10 protein-coding genes are annotated in these 17,594 nt (G+C 73.9%); 4 read left to right on the top strand and 6 right to left on the bottom strand.

All coding sequences use genetic code 11. The annotated features are described in order from the left end of the window. Nucleotides 1-24: 24 nt before the first annotated feature. The 4 genes from PV682_RS27790 to PV682_RS27805 form a co-directional block, all read right to left on the bottom strand. The gene (locus tag PV682_RS27790; RefSeq protein WP_319734536.1) at nt 25-825 is read right to left on the bottom strand and encodes an SDR family NAD(P)-dependent oxidoreductase; all 801 of its coding nucleotides are present in this window, start codon (nt 823-825) and stop codon (nt 25-27) included. A 131-nt stretch (nt 826-956) separates the two neighbouring features. Further along, nucleotides 957-7,964 (bottom strand): type I polyketide synthase, encoded by a 7,008-nt coding sequence (locus tag PV682_RS27795; RefSeq protein ID WP_319734537.1) that lies wholly within the window; start codon nt 7,962-7,964, stop codon nt 957-959. Nucleotides 7,965-8,054: 90 nt separating this feature from the next. Next, nucleotides 8,055-9,053: a class I SAM-dependent methyltransferase gene (locus tag PV682_RS27800; RefSeq protein WP_319734538.1), complete on the bottom strand. Its 999-nt coding sequence runs from the start codon at nt 9,051-9,053 to the stop codon at nt 8,055-8,057. 160 nt (nt 9,054-9,213) lie between these two features. Continuing rightward, nucleotides 9,214-10,713, bottom strand: coding sequence for an aromatic amino acid lyase (locus PV682_RS27805; protein ID WP_319734539.1), 1,500 nt, complete (start codon nt 10,711-10,713; stop codon nt 9,214-9,216). 320 nt (nt 10,714-11,033) lie between these two features. On the opposite strand from PV682_RS27805, the gene PV682_RS27810 reads away from it, so the two are divergent. Further along, entirely contained in the window at nt 11,034-11,639 is a 606-nt protein-coding gene (locus PV682_RS27810) for a helix-turn-helix domain-containing protein (RefSeq protein WP_319734540.1), read from the top strand. 54 nt (nt 11,640-11,693) lie between these two features. Next, nucleotides 11,694-13,487, top strand: coding sequence for an eCIS core domain-containing protein (locus PV682_RS27815; RefSeq protein ID WP_319734541.1), 1,794 nt, complete (start codon nt 11,694-11,696; stop codon nt 13,485-13,487). Nucleotides 13,488-13,497: 10 nt separating this feature from the next. Here PV682_RS27815 and PV682_RS27820 read toward each other — a convergent pair whose 3' ends face one another. After that, nucleotides 13,498-14,286, bottom strand: coding sequence for an IclR family transcriptional regulator (locus tag PV682_RS27820; protein WP_319734542.1), 789 nt, complete (start codon nt 14,284-14,286; stop codon nt 13,498-13,500). 391 nt (nt 14,287-14,677) lie between these two features. On the opposite strand from PV682_RS27820, the gene PV682_RS27825 reads away from it, so the two are divergent. Beyond that, on the top strand, nt 14,678-16,951 hold the full coding sequence (locus PV682_RS27825) for a hypothetical protein (RefSeq protein ID WP_319734543.1): 2,274 nt from the start codon (nt 14,678-14,680) through the stop codon (nt 16,949-16,951). 10 nt (nt 16,952-16,961) lie between these two features. Beyond that, a complete protein-coding gene (locus PV682_RS27830) occupies nt 16,962-17,351 on the top strand; it encodes a hypothetical protein (RefSeq protein WP_055720856.1) in 390 nt (129 codons plus the stop codon). Nucleotides 17,352-17,441: 90 nt separating this feature from the next. Here PV682_RS27830 and PV682_RS27835 read toward each other — a convergent pair whose 3' ends face one another. Next, nucleotides 17,442-17,576: a hypothetical protein gene (locus tag PV682_RS27835; protein ID WP_319734544.1), complete on the bottom strand. Its 135-nt coding sequence runs from the start codon at nt 17,574-17,576 to the stop codon at nt 17,442-17,444. Nucleotides 17,577-17,594: the final 18 nt, after the last annotated feature.

Genomic DNA, 17,594 nt, shown 5'->3' on the forward strand with positions numbered 1-17,594 from the left:
TTTAGGGTGCCACCTTAACGCCGCTCACACGGGGCCGGTCGCCGCGACCAGCGCCGCGAGGTCGTCCTCGTACGTCAGATAGCGGCCCGTCAGTGCGTCCGCCTCTCCGCCGATCAGGCGCAGGAGGTTGCCGAGCGCGGCGGGCAGCGTGGCGTAGCGGCCCGCCCGGCGCTGCGCCGCGAGCCACGAGTCGACCCGGCGCTGCCAGGGGTTCTCGGCCTCCTGGGCTGGCGCGGCCCCGATGCCGACGTCCAGGAGGCCGGGGTGGTAGCTGAACGCGGCGATGTCGTGCGGGAGGAGTTCGATCGCCAGGTTCTCGGTGAGCTTGTTGACCGCGGCCTTCGACACCGAGTACGCGCTGACGTACGGCCACCGGGTGTGCCCGGCGTGGCTGGAGACCGTGACGATCCGGCCCCGGCCGCGCTCGATCATGCCGGGGACGACGGCACGGCAGGCCGCGAGCGTGCCGCCCAGGTTGACGTCCATCGCGTGCTGCCACTCGGCCGGGTCGCTCTCCCAGACGGGGCCCGCGGGGCCGGGGACACCGGCGTTGTTGACCAGCACGTCGATGCCGCCCAGCCGGTCGGTGGCGAGCTTGACCGCCGCGGCGAGCTCGGCGGCGTTGGTGACGTCCGCGACGGCGGTGACGACACGGGGCCCTCGGTCGAGGCCCGCCGCGGCGACGCCCTGCGACTGCGGGGTCCGCGTGGTGAGCACGAGGTCTCCCCCGGCCGCGTGCACAGCCTCGGCGACAGCCCGGCCCAGGCCGCCGGCCGCGCCGGTGACGAGGACCCGCAGACCGGTCAGGTCGGGGCTTTGCGACATCAGAACCTCCAGCACGAGCACGTACGTATCCGGTCATCCGACCATGCGCGGATCGGGTGGGGTGGACGGGGTGGCCCGCGGGGCTGAGGGGCGGCGGGGTGCGTCCCGGCCCGCCCCTCAAGCCCGCCGCCTCACACCTCGGCCTCCAGCGCGGCCGTCAGCTCCCCGTCCAGGTGTTCCGCCAGCCCTCTCAGCTCCGCGTGGTCGAACACCAGCGTCGCCGGGAGGCGCAGGCCCGTCAGGGCGCTCAGCCGGTTGCGGAGTTCCACCGCTGTCAGGGAGTCGAGGCCGAACTCGTGCAGGCTGCGGTCCAGGGAGAGCGCCTCCGCGTCCGCGTGGCCCAGCAACTGCGCCGCGACCGACCGGACTTCGGCCAGCAGCCGGGCCGCGCGCTCGGCCGGGGCGAGGTCCCGCAGCGCCACGGCGGGCGCGGTGGCCGGCGTCGCGGGCACCAGCCCCCGCAGCAGGCCCGCCGCGCCCCGCGTACGCAGCGTGCCGAGGTCGAACCTCGCCAGGGTCAGCGCCGCCTCGTCCTGGCGCAGCGCCTCGTCGAACAGGGCCAGCGCGAACGGCGTCGGCAGCGGCAGCACGCCGTCGGGGACGTCCCGGTCGCGGACCGCCGCCGTCATGCCGGAGATCTCCTCCCACAGGCCCCACGCCTGGGCCTGGACCGGCAGCCCCTCGGCCCTGCGGTGTTCCGCGAAGGCGTCCAGGAACGCGTTGGCGGCGGCGTAGTTGCCCTGGCCGGGGCTGCCGAGGACCCCGGCGACCGAGGAGAAGAGGACGAACAGGGCGAGGCCGGCGTCCCGGGTCAGCTCGTGGAGGTTGAGGGCGCCGTCGACCTTGGGCCGCAGCACCTCTTCGACCTGGTCGGCGGTCATCCCGGTGACGACCCCGTCGGCGAGGACCCCGGCCGCGTGGACGACACCGACGAGGGGCCGCTCGGCGGGTACGAGGCTCAGCGCGGCGGCGAGCGCCTCGCGGTCGGCGGCGTCGCAGGCGGCCACGGTGACCGAGGCGCCCAGCCCGCGCAGCTCCTCCACAAGGGCCTCCCCTCCCCCGCTACGGCTGGTCAGCAGCAGACTCCGCACCCCGTACTCACTCACCAGGTGCCGCGCGAGCAACGCCCCGAGCGTCCCGGTCCCCCCGGTGATGAGGACGGTCCCCGACGCCAGCGAAGGCCGCTCCCCCCGGCCCGGCGCGACCCGGACCAACTCCGGCCTCCGCAACCGCCCCCCGCTGACCCGCACATGCGGCTCCCCGGCGCCCACCGCGTCCCCGATACGAGCCGAAGACCGGGCATCCCCGTCCGTCTCCACCACCACGAACCGCCCCGGATGCTCCGACTGGGCCGACCGCACGAGCCCCCGGGCCGCCGCATGCGCCAGATCCCCGCTCCGGGTCACGACGGCGAGCGGAACATCCTGATCCCCCTCCAGCCACTGCTGAAGCCGGGCCAGCGTGTCCAGCACAGCCTTGCGCACATCACCGGCCGGCGGCGTGAAGACCACCGACTCCCCCGCAGAACCGGCGAGTTCGACCCACCGCGTCCGGTACACGGAGTCGGTGGGCACAGCCCCGGTCAGCTCCCGCAGCGCGACGGCCCGCATCCCGAGGGTCCCCCGGAACATCGGCTCCCCCGCGACGGTGAAGATGCTGACGTCGACGTCCGACGCTCCCCTCGGCACCAGGTGGACGTACGCCTCGGTGTCCTGCCGCTCCCCCGCCCACACGTCCCGCCACACGAACGGCAACCGCACCTCGCCTTCGGCCGGGTCCGCGGTGAACGCGAGAGCGTGCAGAGCTGCGTCACCGAGGACGGGATGCAGTCCGGCCCCGCCGAACCCGCCCGGCGACTCTTCCGGCAGCCGAAGCTCCGCGAAGAGTTCGTCACCCCGCCGCCACAGCTGCCGCACTCCGCGGAAGGCGGCCCCGTACTCGAACCCCCGCAGGGCGAGCGACGCGTAGTCCACGTCGACCTTCTCCGCGTCGGACGGCACCGGCTGCGCGCCCCCCGAGGGCTCGGCTCCTCCCGCGCCGAGGGTCCCTTGCGCATGCCGCCGCCACCGCGCCCCCGGCTGGTCCGGCCGCGAGAACACCTCGACCGTGCGCCGCTCGCCGTCCACCACGACCTGGAGTTCGGCCGCACCCTGCCGCGACAGCACCAACGGCGCCTCGATGACCAACTCGTCGACCCCACCGCCCCCGGCCCACAACGCGAGGTCCAGCAGGGCGGTCCCCGGCAGCAGGCACGTCCCGTTCACCGCGTGGTCCGCCAGCCACGGCAGCTCGACCGGCGAGATCCGGCTCGTCGCCACCGACTCCCCGCTGCGCGCGGACTCGACGAACGCCCCGAGCAGCGGATGCCCGCTCCCCGTACGCGCCGCCCCGCCGGTCGTCAGCCAGAACCGCCGCCGCCGGAACGGAGTGGTCGGCAACGGCAGGGCAACCGCCCGCCCGGCCGGCGTGAGCCGCACCCCGTCCACCCCACGGACGTACAACTCGGCGGCGGAGGACAGGAACCGCGCGGGACCACCGTCGTCGCGCCGCAGCGTTCCGACGACCACGGCGTTCACGCCGGCGCCGTCCAGCGTCTCTTCGGCAGCGGAGGCCAGCACAGGATGCCCGCTGGACTCCACGAAGACCCGGAACCCGTCCTCGGCGAGCCGCTCGACGGCAGGTTGGAACCGCACGGGTTCACGCAGGTTGCGGTACCAGTACTCGGCGTCCAGCGTGCCCGGACCGATCCACTCCAGATCGACCGTGGAGTACATCGGCACCGAAGGCGTCCCCGCCCGCACCGTCCCCAGCCGCTCCAGCAGTTCCTCCCGCAGCGCCTCCATCCGGGGCGAGTGCGAGGCGTACCCGATGCGCACCCGCCGGGCTTGCACCCCGTCGAGCGCGCACTCGGCGAGCAGCCCCTTGAGCGCGATCTCGTCCCCGGCGACGGCCGTGGCCGTCGGCCCGTTGAGCCCGGCCACCCACAGCTGGTCCGGCCACCGCTCGACCAGCCAGTCCACCTGCTCGGGCGCCGCCGACACGGCGACCATGCCGGTCCCGCCGCCGAGCCCGGCGATGACCTGCCCCCGCACAGCGACGATCCGCGCGGCCTCGTCCAGGCTCAGCGCGCCCGCGACGTACGCGGCGGCCAGCTCGCCCACGGAATGCCCGAGTACGGCGTCCGGTTCGAGCCCGTGGGCCCGCCACAGCGCGGCGAGCGACACCGTCACCGCGAACAGGGCGGGCTGCACGATGTCCACCCGGTCCAGCCGCCCGGGATCGGCGAGCACCTCGGTGAGCGACCAGTCGACGTACGGCGTAAGGGCCCGCTCGCAGGCGAGGAGCGACTCCGCGAACACGGACTCGCCCATGAGCCCGGCGGCCATCCCGGCCCACTGGGACCCGTGCCCGGGGAACACGAACACGACCTTCCCGTCGACGTCGGCCACCCCGGCGACGACGTTCGCGGCCGGCTTCCCGTCGGCCAACGCCCTTACCCCGGCGGCGAGGTCGCCGCCGACGACGACGGCCCGGTGGGCGAAGCGGCTGCGTCCGGCGAGAGCGTGCGCGAGGGCGCCGGGCGGTACGGTCAGGGCGACCGGGACCAGCCGCGCGGCCCAGTCGCGGAGGCGTTCGGGCGACTTCCCGGACAGCGTGAGGGCGACGGCCTCCGGCTCGGGCCCGGCCGGCACCGCGGGTTCCTTCGGCGGCTCCTCCAGGATCATGTGCGCGTTGGTCCCGCTGATCCCGAACGAGGACACGGCGGCCCGCGCGGGCCGCCCCCGATCCGGCCACGGCATGCTCTCGGTCAGCAGCCGCACGTCACCCGACGCCCAGTCCACGTGCGGTGTCGGCGCGTCCACGTGCAGCGTCCTGGGCAGGGTCCGGTGCCGCATCGCCTGGACGACCTTGATGACCCCGCCGATCCCGGCGGCGGCCTGCGTGTGTCCGACGTTGGACTTGAGCGAGCCGAGCCACAGCGGCGCGCCGCGCCCCTGTCCGTACGTCGCGAGCAGCGCGCCCGCCTCGATGGGGTCCCCGAGGCGGGTCCCGGTGCCGTGTGCCTCGACGGCGTCGACGTCGTCCGGTCCGAGCCCGGCGTCCTGGAGGGCGAGGCGGATCACCTCGCGCTGGGCGGTGCCGCTGGGCGCGGTGAGACCGTTGGAGGCGCCGTCCTGGTTGACGGCGGAGCCCCGGATCACGGCGAGCACGGGATGCCCGGCGCGGCGCGCGCTGGAGAGCCGCTCCAGTACGGCCATCCCGGCGCCCTCGGCCCATCCCGTGCCGTCGGCCCCGGCGGCGAACGGCTTGCACCGGCCGTCCTCGGACAGCGCGCCCTGCTTGCTGAACTCCAGGAAGCCCTGGGGGGTGCCCATCACGGCGACCCCGCCCGCGAGCGCGAGGTGGCACTCGCCGCGCCGGATCGCCTGGGCGGCGAGGTGCAGCGCGACCAGCGAGGACGAGCAGGCGGTGTCGATGGTGAGGGCGGGGCCGCGCAGGCCCAGGGTGTAGGCGATCCGTCCGGAGGCGACGCCGCCCTGCACGCCCGTGGCGAGGTAGCCCTCCAGTTCCCGGGGCACCCGGTCCATGTCGTTGACGTAGTCGTGGAGCATCAGCCCGGCGTACACGCCGACCCGTTCGCCGCGCAGCGCGGCCGGGTCGAGTCCGGCGCGCTCCAGGGCCTCCCAGGCGGTCTCCAGGAGCAGGCGGTGCTGGGGGTCGGTGGCGAGGGCCTCGCGGGGGGAGATCCCGAAGAACTCGGCGTCGAACTCGGCGGCGTCGTGCAGGAATCCGCCGTGCCGGGTGGCGGACGTGGCGAAGAGCCGCTCCAGGTCCCAGCCCCGGTCGTCGGGGAACCCGGAGATCGCGTCGGTCCCGTCGGCGACGAGGCGCCACAGCTCGTCGGGGGTGGTGACGCCGCCGGGGTAGCGGCAGGCGAGCCCGACGAGGACAACGGGGTCGTCGTCGGCCGCCGCGTGTACGGCGGTCGGGGTCGATGTCTCGGTGGCGCCGGTGAGTTCGCCGTGTACGTACGCGGCGACGGCCCGTACCGAGGGGTGGTCGAAGACGAGGGTGGTGGGCAGGGTCAGCCCGACGGCGGCGGCGATGCGGTCGCGCAGGCGGACGGCGTCGGCGGAGGTGAGGCCGTACTCGCGCAGGGCGCGGTCGGGGTCGATGCCGACGGGGTCGCCCAGGACGTGGGTGACCTCGCGGGTGACGACGTCGACGAGGGAAGCGCCGGTCAAGTCGGCCTTCTCGGGGAGCCGTTCGGGTGCGGTGGGGCGGGCGGCGGTGACGAGGGTGGCGCCGGGGTGGCCGAGGGCGACGTCGAGGGCGTCGAGGACACGGCGGTCGGTGAGCCCTTCGGCGAGGACCAGGGTGGTGCCGTCGACGGTGACGGTGGTGCCGGTGACGGTGACCGCCAGGTCGTGAGGTTCCCCGGTGACGTGCCGGGCTCCGTGCCCCTCGACCAGGTGCCCGGCGATGAGGGCGGCGAGCCGTCCGCCGGTCACCGCGACCTCGCGGCCGGCCAGGGACGGCAGCGGCGCGGTGCCCGGCAGGGGCGTCAACTCGCCGCCCGCGCTGACCCGTTGGAGTCCTTCGTGGACGCCGGAGACGCCGAGGAGGCGGCCGGGCAGGCCGGGGAGCAGTCTGCGGATCACCTTCCCGCTGGCGGTCCTGGGCAGTTCGCGTACCGCCCTGGCCTCGACGGGCACCTTGAAGGGGGCGAGTTCGCGGCGGCATCGGGCGAACAGGGCGGCGCAGTCCACGCCGTCGGGTTCCGGCACCACCAGGGCGGCCGGGACCTGCCCGAACTCCTCGTCGGGCAGGCCGAGGACGGCGGCGTCGCGGACGCCGGGGACCTTGAGGAGGACGGCCTCGATCTCGGTGGGGTGGACGTTCTCGCCGCCCCGGATGATGACGCTGTCGCGGCGGCCGGTGATGTGGAGGTAGCCGTCGGTGTCGCGGCGGGCGAGGTCGCCGGTGTGGTACCAGCCGCCCTTGAGGGCCTCGGCGGTCGCGTCGGGCCGGTTGTGGTAACCCAGCATGATGTTCGGGGACTTGATCCAGATCTCGCCCTCGGTGCCGGCCGGGACGTCGGCGCCGGTCGCGGGGTCGACGACGCGCAGGCCGGTCCCGGGCAGCGGCAGCCCGCAGGAACCGGGCCGCACTTCGCCGCCGGGGCGCATGGTGGCCATGGGGCCGCTGGTCTCGGTGCTGCCGTAGTGGTCGGTGAGCCCGATACCGAAGGCGGCCTCGAAGGACGCGGCGAGCTGCGGGGTGGTGACCGCGCCGGCGACCAGGCAGACGCGCAGCGCGGGGAGGTGGAGCCCTTCGGGGCCGGCCGCGTGGACGAGGTTGTGGTACATGGTGGGCACGCCGACGAGGAAGCTGTGGGGGCGGGCGCGCAGTTCGTCGAGGACCTCGGCGGCCGAGAAGCCGGGCACGATGTGCGCGGAGGCGCCGACGGCGGTCACGGCCATCACGCACAGGTTGTGGGCGAAGGAGTGGAACAGGGGCAGCGGCCACAGCAGCGCGTCGTCAGGGGACAGTTCGATGATCGGCGTGTAGCAGGTGGCGGTGTTCCACAGGACGGCGCGCAGCGTCGACAGGACGCCCTTGGGGACGCCGGTGGTGCCGGAGGTGTAGAGCAGGAACGCGGGTTCGTCGAGGCCGAGGTCGTCGCGGGCCGAGGTGGCGGGGTCGCGGGTGACGAGGTCCTCGTAGGACTCGCCGACGACGATGACGTGCCGTGCGCCGGGCGGCAGGACCGTGCGGACCTGGTCGGCGTGGGCGGTGTCGGTGATGACGGCGAGGGCGTCGCTGTCGGTGAGGACGTGGGTGAGTTCGGCGTCGGAGGAGTGCGGGTTGACGGGGACGCCGACGCAGCCCGCCCGGTTGACGCCCAGGTAGCTCTCCACGGTCTCCACGCGGTTGCCGAGGAGGATCGCGACCCGGGAGCCCCTCGGCAGGAGGGCGGCCAGGTGGCCGCCGAGGCGTGCCGTGCGCAGGTCGAGGTCCGCGAAGGTGAGCGACGTACGGGTGTCGGAGAACGCGACCTTCGTGCCGCGCGCCCCGGCGTGTCCGCGCAGCAGTTCGGGCAGCGGTCGGACCAGGTCGCTGGGTGTCGCGGGCATCTGTGTCTCTTCTCGCGGTGCGGTCATGGTGTGGGTTCCCCCTCGCTGTCTCGGCCCCACGATGTCATCGCTCCGGCCGGGGGACCGGGCTCAGGTTCTCGGCGTGAGGTGGAGGATGCAGCTGTGGGGGACGTCCAGTTCGGTGCGGTCGTCGAGGCGCCACGGGGAGCGGGCGATGGCGTCCTCCCATTCGCCGACGTCGGGGATGTGCTGGTCCATGAGGGCGTGGGTGTACTCGTAGCCGAGGGAGAACAGGGGCGCGGCGGGGTCGTTGCTGAGGTCGGAGCGGTAGGTGTCGCCGAGCAGCAGGCGCCGTACGTCGGGGAACGCCTCGCGCAGCCGGCCGAGCGAGGCGGCGCAGTCCGCCGGGGGCCACAGGTCGTGGCCGAGGAAGAAGGAGAGGACGAGGTCGACGCCGGGGTGGCGGCCCTTGGCCAGGCGGGCGACGTCGCCGTGGACGATCTCGACGCGGTCGCAGAGCCCGGCGTCGGCGACGGCCTTGGTGGCGGCCTCGACCGCCCCCGCGTCGACGTCGATACCGACGAACCGCTTCCCGGGGTGACGCAGGGCGAGCCGGACGAGCCGGCGTCCGCTGCCGCAGCCCAGGTCGGCGGCGCGCTCGAAGTCGAGGCCGGCGGTGACCCGTTCGACGACGGGGTCGACGTGGAAGTTGCCGTAGTCGCGGCCCGCGCGGGCGATGGCGGCGCCGTCGCGCAGCCGTACGGCGTCCTGGCCGCGTCCGGTGCGGGCGAGTTCGCCGGCCCGGGCGAGGAGGGAGGCGTGTCCCTGGACGAGCCACACGAAGTAGCCCTTGTTCTCCCAGAGTTCGCTGAAGCGGGGGCCGGGCACGAGGGTGACGCCGTCGCCGACGGTGGCGACCGCGTCGGCACCCTCCAGGGCGTCCACGATGAGCCGCAGCGCGCGAAAACTCAGACCGTGCTCGCGGGCGAAGGCGTCGAGGGCACAGGTGCGGTCCTCGTCGAGGACGTCGAGGAGGCCGAGTTCGACGGCGGCGGCGATCGCGGAGGCGAGGACGGTGCCGTTGAACGCCTGGCGCATGGAGAGGGGGGCGGCGGTGTCGGTGCTCATCGGGGGGCTCCTGGGTGGGGGTGGTGTCCGGCGGGTGGAGGGGGGCGGTCGACGCGCGGGAGCCCGGTACGGGCCACCTCGACGGACCGGGGCTCACGCCCCCGGGTTCCCGGAGCGGGGCGGGGGCGCGGAGCGAGCGGCGCGGGGCCGGGCTGTGGGCTCATGAGAGCGTTCCTGTGACGGGCTCGACGGTGTCGATGACGGCGCCGGAGGCGATCAGGGCCACGGCGTCCTCGATCTCCGGCGCCAGATAGCGGTCGGGGCCGGGGCCGGGGATGCCGCGTTCCCTCAGCAGCGCTACGACCGCCGCCGTTGCGGGGGACGGTGTCAGCGGGGCCCGCAGGTCCAGGGCGCGGGCAGCGGTGAGGATCTCGACGGCGACGACCCGGGTGAGGCCGTCGACGGCGCGGCGCAGCGTGCGGGCGGCGCCCCAGCCCGCCGGGACGTGGCCCTCGGCCGCCGCGCCGGGCGGGACGGAGTCGGCGGACGCGGGCGCCGCGATCCGCTTCAGCTCGGAGACGATCGCCGCCTGCGTGTACTGGGCGATCATGGAGCCGCTGTCGACGCCGGGCGGGCCGCCGGCGCGGGCGACGTCCAGGAGCCGGTCGGTGCGGCGTTCGCTGATCGAGGCGGCGTCCGCGACGGCGACGGCGAGGAGGTCGAGGACGTGCCCGACGGGCGCGCTGTGGAAGGCGCCGTCGGAGCGGACCCGCCCGTCGTCCGGGGCGGCCGGGCTGTCGACGGCGGCGGCGAGTTCCCGGCCGGCGACGGCCGCGGCGTGGTCGACGGTGTCGCGGACCGCGCCGTGCACCTGCGGGGTGCGGCGCAGCGAGTAGGCGTCCCGGACGCGGGGGCAGCCCGGGTCGGGGTCCCGGTGGGAGGCGAGGAGGGCGACGAGGTTGGCGCCCGCGCGGGCCTCGCCCGGGTGGGGGCGTAAGGAGAGCGGTTCGGGGGCGAAGGCGCGGTCCGTGCGCAGGAGCGCCTCGACGGACATGGCGGCGGCGATGTCCATCGTCTTCAGCAGGCGGTTCAGGTCGGTGAGGGCGAGGACCAGGTGCGCGAGCATCCCCTCGACGCCGACGAGGAGGGACACGCCTTCTTTCTCGCGCAGGCCGACCGGGGTGAGTCCGGCGGCGGCCAGCGCGTCGGCGGCCGGCATCAGGGTGCCGGAGGCGTCACGGACCTCGCCCTCGCCCATCAGGGCCGGCGCGCACGGGGCGAGGCCGCCGGAGAAGCCCGGGGAGCCGTACTCGCGGACCACCGGGGTGATACCGGCCGACAGGAGGGCGGCGAGGAGTCCGGCGGTGGCGGGGCGGATGCCGGTGTGGCCGGTGGCGAGCGTGGACAGGCGCAGCAGCATCGTGCCGCGGACGACCTCGCGCTCGACCTCGGGGCCGGTGCCCGCCGCGTGCGGGCGGACCGGCGACCGCTGGAGCCGGGCGGGCCGGGCGGGCGGGACGCGTTCGGTGGCGAAGCCACCGGAGCCGGTGAGGCCGCCGTACTCCACGTCCGGTCGCGCGGCGGGCTCCTCGGCCCGGGCGCGGCCCTTCTCCAGGGCCGACAGGGCGTCGTCGCCGAGGCGGACGCCCGCGCCCTCGCGGGCCACGGCGACGACGTCCGCGAAGGAGACCGGGCCGGTCCCGACGGTCACGGTCCTCATCGGGCCACCACCGGCTCCGGTCGGGGGTGCGCCCCTACAGGGTGTCCGTTCACGGCGTTCCTTCCTGTCGAACCGCCGGTGAGGAGGGCCGCGCGGGGGCGGGCGGGCCGGGTGCCTCGGAGAACTCGTTACCGGCTGCCCTCAGCAAAGACCTTGAACATTCAGCGGTCACGCCGTCGTGCCGCACTGTGGCACGGCGATGGCGGAGCGTGGGCACGTACGCGGCGGTTGTACCGGAAAGTCCGGTGCGCTCCCGGCGGACAGCGCACGGGATGCTCTCGCCGTCGGCCCGGGGGCGGGGGCGTGTCTACAGTGGTCGGGTGTCCTCAGAGAACGCCATGGTGGCCCACAACATCCGGCTGCTCAGGGAGCGCCGCGGCCTCTCCCTGGCCGAGCTGGCGCGCCGGGCCGGGCTGGCGAAGCAGACGCTGTCGCGGCTGGAGCAGGGGTCGGGCAACCCGACGGTGGACACGCTCTTCGCCATCGCGGCGGCCCTGCGGGTGCCGGTGGCCCGGCTGGTGGCGGACCGGCAGCCGTCGGTCACCGTGCAGCGGGGCGACGAGGTGGTGTGGGAGTGCGGCGCCGGCTTCGAGTCGCGGGCGCTCGGCCTGGTGTACGGCTCGGGGGTCGTCGAGAACTATCTGCTGCGGGTCGGGCCGCGCGCGGGCGGGGCGTCGGAGGCGCATCCGGTGGGCACGCTGGAGCACCTGTACGTGGTGAGCGGGCGGGTCCGGGTGGGCCCCGCGGAGAGCCCGGTGGAGCTGTCGGCGGGCGACTCCGTCCGCTACCCCGGCGACCGGCCGCACGTGTACGAGTCGCTGGACGGCGAGAGCGTCGTCCACGTCGTGGTGAGCGTGCCGTACGGCGGCGCCGAAGGAAACGGTCTTGCCCCCAGGTCTGCCCTCCGGGGCCTGGACCTGGGCTGACGGCGCCGGGTACGACAGAGGGGCCCTTGTCTGAACGCTGGACGGAGACCCCCCATGCACGCCCACGAGCGGCCGGACCGCAAGCCCGCCAAGGCCCCGCGAGCGGACCGGAGTCCGGGCGGCGGGGCGGCGGACCCGCGGGCGCGGCTGCTGACGGCGACCGTGCTGGGCGCGTTGCAGCGCAGCGTCGGCAACGCGGTGGTGAGCCGGTTGGTGTCCGGCGAAGCGGAGGCCGCGGAGTCTGCGGTGCAGCGGTCGACGGCGCACGACGTGCTGCGCTCGTCCGGCAAGCCGCTCGACGAGCCGGTCCGCGCCGAGATGGAGTCCCGTCTCGGCCACGACTTCTCCGACGTGCGCCTGCACACGGGCCAGGCCGCGCAGCGCTCGGCGGCCGAACTCGGCGCGCGGGCCTGGACGTCGGGCAACCATGTCGTCATCGGCAGGGGCGGCGGGGACCCGCACACGCTGGCGCACGAGCTGACGCACGTCGTGCAGCAGCGCCAGGGGCCGGTCTCCGGTACGGACAACGGGTCGGGGCTGTCGGTCTCCGACCCCTCGGACCGCTTCGAGCGGGAGGCCGAGGCGACGGCCAGGCGGGTGATGTCCCGTCCGGTGGGTGAGGCGGCTGCGGCGCAGACCGCGCCCGCGCACCACGGGCACAGCCATGGGGCGTCCGTGCAGCGCATGGAGGGGTTCGAGGCCGAGGTCGACAAGCGGGTGCGGGACCGGTCCGGGGCGAAGCTGCCCGGTGACACGAATCTCGCGACCGGAGCGGAGGGCGCTTTCACGGTCGTCTCCGACAGCAGGTCGCGGGCCGGCGGCGGTTCGTACTCCAACATCGAGTTCGTGTCCGGTGCCGTCCAGGTTGTGGGGTCGAAGAGGGACGCCGGTCCGGACGAACTCGACCGGATCGTCGACGAGATGAAGCGGGTCCGCGACGACTTCTACAACGCGGTCGACGGGACGCAGCTGGCGGACGCCACCGTGGGTCTGGAACTCCTGTCGGCCGCCGAGGGCGTGACGCTCAGCAGCCAGGGCTACGCCGAGAGGTCCGGGCAGCCGGGCCGGGGTGACGGGCTCTTCGTCCAGTACACGATCGGTGTGCCGCTGGCCGGAATCCCGCTGGTCTTCGACCACTACCGGGAGGAGGCTCCGGCCGTCGCGAACGCGCGCCAGCCGCGCGCGCTGTTCCGGCTGAACCAGGCACGGCCGTTCGCGGAGGCCGAGGTCGCGAAGTTCGAAGGTTCGGCGGCCGGCAAGAAGCGCAACCGGGACACGTCCGAGACAGACACCCTGAACGGTTTCCTCCAGCTCTACTTCACCCAGGTCGCCGCGGTGGCCGACTACGTCGCGGAGCCGAAGGACAAGGGCCAGATCAAGAACAGGACGATCTTCCTGTCCCGCTCCAACCTCACCGACACCTACCGGCTGCTCCCCGAGGACGTGCAGGGTTACCTGCGCCGCAACAACAACCACATCGTCAGTCGGCTGGCCGGATTCCAGGAGAAGACGGAGAAGGAGGGCGAGAAGCTGTCCTTCTTCGACCGAGCCACCCGCCAGGTGGGCGAGCTGGACGAGGTGAGCCTGGAGACCTACGCGAAGTCGGCGCTGACGGGGAAGCCGGAGGTGTCCCAGGAGCAGGTGTTCGGCGGGATGAAGGGAATCCCCCCGCACCCCGTCGAGGGCACCCAGGTGATCCCGATGGAGATCCGCGCGATCGGCAGCTACCTCAAGACCTGGGACGAGGTCAAGGCTGAGCTGCGCAAGATCGCCGGCTGGGCCCAGGAGGGCTACGAACGCGACCAGGAACTCGGCGGCGGCTCGGGCACCAACAGGAGCAGACGCTGACGGCGCCGCGTCACGCGGCGGGCCACTCGGTGAGGACCCGGCCCGCCGCGTACGCCACTCTGCGCAGCGCGGGTGCGTAGCGGGCGGGGTCGAAGCGGTGGTCGGCGCCGGCCACGGACAGCGCGGCGACCGGCCGGCCGTCGGGTCCCATGACGGGGACGGCGACGCAGGTCAGGCCGAGGGCGACCTCCTGGCGGTCGTAGGCGATGCCCTCGCGCCGGATGCGGCCGAGGTCGGCGCGCAGCCGGTCGGGGTCGGTGAGGGTGTACTCGGTGCGGGCGGGGAGGCCCGCCGCGACGGCCGCCTCGGCGGCGTCGTGGTCGAAGGCGAGGAGCGCCTTGCCGACGCCGGTGCAGTAGGCGGGCAGGCGGGCGCCGATGCGGGAGGGGAAGCGGGTGGCGCGGTGGCCGTGGATCTTGTTGAGGTACACGATCTCGGTGCCGCGCAGGACCGCGAGGTGAACGGTTTCGTGGGTGAGTTCGTACAGGTCGGCGAGGTAGGGCAGGAGCCGTTCCTGGAGGAGGCGGGGGGTCGGGCCGTAGACGCGGTTGCCCATGTCGTACAGCTGGGTGCCGAGCCGGTAGTTGCTGCCGACCCGCTCCACGAGTTCGTTGCGCTGGAGGATGCCGAGCAGCCGGAAGGCCGTCGACTTGGTGAGGCGGGCCCGGCGGGCCAGTTCGCTCACCCCGATGTCCCCGTCCTCCTCGGCGAGGGACTTGAGGAGGACCAGCGCCTTGTCGACCGCGGTCCGCTGCTCGGGCGCGGGCGCGGGATGGTCTGCGAAGGGCGGCACAGGCATGGGGGACTCCAGGGGAAGAAGCACCTGACGACCATTGAAGTGGACGCCCGTCCAACCTATGAGACACACGTGGCGGTTGTAAACGACTTGTGCGCAGGCCCGCAATCCCGGTCCGGGCCGGGCTGTGCCGGGCGGGCAGGGCGGTCGAGCGAGATCGCCCGACAGCACTGGGCTCTGACCGGATCCCTGGCCGACCACGGCGTCCAGGCCGAGGGGGCGTTGCTCGACGTGACGGTCCGCGCCGGCGCCGTCCACGTCTACCCGCCGGCAACGGCTGTGTCCGGCCGGGGGGTTGAGGGGAGTCGACGTGGGTTCTGCGGATTCGGGGTGCGCGGGGCGGGGGATGCCATAGAGTGCGGCCACTGTTTTCGGGGATGACGGGGGAACCCCAATGCCGGTGTCTCGATGGCGAGTTGCGGGCGGGCCCAGGTCGGGCCGTCTGATGATGCTGGTGGTGCTGGTCGCCGTGGGCGGCCCGTGGATGCGGGACCCCCTCGACGACTACTACGTCGAGCACTACCGCGAGGGCGGCTTCCCGAGGTGGCTCGCCGTCGCGGGGTACGCGCCGTCGTGGCAGTACGACCCGGACGACATGGGCGGCATGGGCTACCTGGTCAGCAACAACCTGCTGACCCTGCTGATGTTCGCGGGCATCCTGCTGCTCCCGGCGCGGCTGCCGGCCCGCCTGCCGGGCTGGCTGCGCTGCCTCGTCGGCGGTGTCCTGGCGGCGGAGCTGATGTACCTGGCCCTGTGGCTCGTCCCCGAACTGTTCTACACGGACCCCTCGGGCATCAGGTTCGACGGGACGGTGCTGAAGAACTTCGCCCGCTCGGGGCTCATCTTCGGCCTCGCCGCGGGCATCCTGCTCGCACTGCTGACCAGGGGGTCGCCAGGAACGCGTACGACCGTGTCCGCCAGGAGGGTGAGGGCGTTGTCGAGTCCGAGGAGCAGACAGGGGGCCGGAGTGAGGAACGCCGTACCGATGAGCATGCCGCTGGGGCGTACGAAGGGTGATGTCACCCGGTACCTGTGCGCGGCGGCCTACACGGACGAGAACTTCGCCCGCCGGGTGGTGGACGAGGTCCTCGCGGACGAGGCGAGCGCGGTGGCGCCGTCGCCGGACGTGGACCTGGTCGCGGTGACGCTGCACTGCCTGCACGCCGAGAAGCTGCGGCACGAGCGTGACCTGCGGCTGTCCGTGGCGTTCGGGGCCGTCGCGCTGGTCGCGCCGCTGTGGCTGATCCCGGCCGGGCTGTATCTGGGGATCGTGCAGCGTCCGGTGCAGCCGAGCCTGTCGACGCGCGGGCGGCACCATCCCGACAGCAAGGTGCTGTGGGGGGCGGCGGTCTCGGCGGGGATCATCGCGCTGGTCGCGCTCTACTTCGCCGTCCTGCTGTCCTCGGCGCCGCTGCCGGGGTTCTTCGCCTGGCTGCTGGGCGCGTACGGGGGCGGTGTCCCGGCCGCGCTGGTGTCGTTCGGGGCGGTGGCGTCGGCGTACGCGCTGGTCGTGCGGCACGAGACGCGGATCGACCGGCTGCTGCGCTCGACGATGACGCGCGAGCGGTTCGGCAGTGCGCCGCCGCCCGCGCCGCCCCGCAAGGACTGGATCACGCGGCGGATCGCGGCGATCGGCGAGGCGCAGAACGGGAACGTGACGGTCTACAGCGGGTACGCGCCCTGGATGGGGTACGCGGCGACGGTCTCCAAGTACCCGCTGACCGTGCCGCTGCTGCCCGCCGACGACCCGACGGGCACGGGGCGCCCGCTGGAGACGACGCCGTTCACGGTGACCGAGCTGATCGCGCATGTGCGCCGCCGCATCCAGGCGACCGCCGGTGAGGAGGCACTCGGTTCGCTGACGATCGAGGACCGGGTCTTCGTCAACGGGACGACGCTGACGGACGACGAGCGGTTCATGCGGGCCGACACGCTGGTGCCGGTGACGCGGCTGTCGCCGGAGGCGGTCGAGCAGATCATGCTGCGGCCCACCGGGCACGTCCGGCACTACCTCGCGGTCCATGTGCCGCTGTGGGGCGGGGATGTCGTACCGAGTGTGCTGCTGCACTTCTCGACGGCCAGCCAGACGCTCCAACTGCACATCGACAACCACGTGATGAGCCCGGTGTTCGCCGCGTACCACGCGGTGGACCGGCTGCGCGGCCCCGGGCTCGGGGCGGACGCGCGGCGCGGGGTGCTGGTGAACGCCATCGGGCGCACGGGCGGCGCCCTGCTCGCGGCGCCGTTCCGGGCCCGGCACCACGCGCAGTTCGACAAGTTGCACGCGCGGCGCATGGACGACGAGCTGAAGGCGATGGAGCAGGACCCCGGGTACGACTACGGGGCGCGGATCAGCGTGCGGGAGATGGCGCTCGACCCGCAGTACCAGAACTACTTCCAGGTCTTGGACGCGGAGCGGGTCACCGCCCTGATCCAGCGTCACACGTTCGCGGCGATCCGGGAGTTCCTCGACGCGCACGGCTACGACACGACCGACTTCCGGGCGCAGCAGCAGACCATCCTCAACCAGGGGGTCATCCAGCAGGGCGGGACGAGCTTCGTCGGCAACCAGGCGGTCGGCCCGAACGCGACGGCGCTCCAGGGCATCCCGAAGCAGCAGCCGGGCGGCGCGGCGGCGCCGAGTCCGGCGGGCGGCGCGGCCAAGTAGAGGGGGCAGCATGAGTGACGAAGGCCGGCAGGGCCCGGTGATCAACCAGGGTGTCGTCCAGTACGGCGGCACGAGCAACGTCGGCAACCAGGCGATCGGCCCGGGCGCGACGGCGTACTCGGGCGCGGTGTCCTTCCAGTCCTTCGACGCGGGGCGTACGGCGGAGCTCCTCGCCCGCGTCGAGGAGTTGCTGGCGCTGCACCGGGAGCGGCTCGCCGACCCGGAGGGCACGAGCCGGGAACTGGGGCGGCTGCGCGAGGAGTTGGCGGAGCCGGAGCCGGAACCCGGTGTGGTGCGGCGGGCGCTGACCCGGCTGAACGACTTCGTGCAGCCGGTGACGCCGCTGGTCGTGGCGGTCGGGGAGCTGGCGCGGTCGATGCAGGGGCTCCCCGGGTTCTGAACCTGGCCTGTTTTTTACGGTTCCGGCCGTTGCGTTGCGGTTTCTTTGCCGTGACGGGAGAACAATCAAGCCTTCCCTTTGTCTTGATCTCTATGAGACGATCTCGGCGCCTTCGGGGGAAGGCAGGGGGACGGCGTGCTCGACCGGCACGCCAGGGGGCTCAGCTCTCTTCATCCGCAGCAGCGCCCGGCCGACCACCGGGCGGCGCCCGCTTCTCCTGGGCATGACATGTACCTGGAAGAA

Source organism: Streptomyces niveiscabiei, assembly GCF_033794345.1.
GTDB lineage: Bacteria > Actinomycetota > Actinomycetes > Streptomycetales > Streptomycetaceae > Streptomyces > Streptomyces niveiscabiei.

Excerpts from the sequence above, each read along its gene's own strand:
- PV682_RS27830 (WP_055720856.1), top strand. The coding sequence starts at position 16,962 with ATGAGTGACGAAGGCCGGCAGGGCCCGGTGATCAACCAGGGTGTCGTC.
- PV682_RS27800 (WP_319734538.1), bottom strand. The coding sequence starts at position 9,053 with ATGAGCACCGACACCGCCGCCCCCCTCTCCATGCGCCAGGCGTTCAAC.
- PV682_RS27835 (WP_319734544.1), bottom strand. The coding sequence starts at position 17,576 with ATGCCCAGGAGAAGCGGGCGCCGCCCGGTGGTCGGCCGGGCGCTGCTG.
- PV682_RS27815 (WP_319734541.1), top strand. The coding sequence starts at position 11,694 with ATGCACGCCCACGAGCGGCCGGACCGCAAGCCCGCCAAGGCCCCGCGA.
- PV682_RS27795 (WP_319734537.1), bottom strand. The coding sequence starts at position 7,964 with ATGCCCGCGACACCCAGCGACCTGGTCCGACCGCTGCCCGAACTGCTG.
- PV682_RS27820 (WP_319734542.1), bottom strand. The coding sequence starts at position 14,286 with ATGCCTGTGCCGCCCTTCGCAGACCATCCCGCGCCCGCGCCCGAGCAG.
- PV682_RS27790 (WP_319734536.1), bottom strand. The coding sequence starts at position 825 with ATGTCGCAAAGCCCCGACCTGACCGGTCTGCGGGTCCTCGTCACCGGC.
- PV682_RS27825 (WP_319734543.1), top strand. The coding sequence starts at position 14,678 with ATGCCGGTGTCTCGATGGCGAGTTGCGGGCGGGCCCAGGTCGGGCCGT.
- PV682_RS27805 (WP_319734539.1), bottom strand. The coding sequence starts at position 10,713 with ATGAGGACCGTGACCGTCGGGACCGGCCCGGTCTCCTTCGCGGACGTC.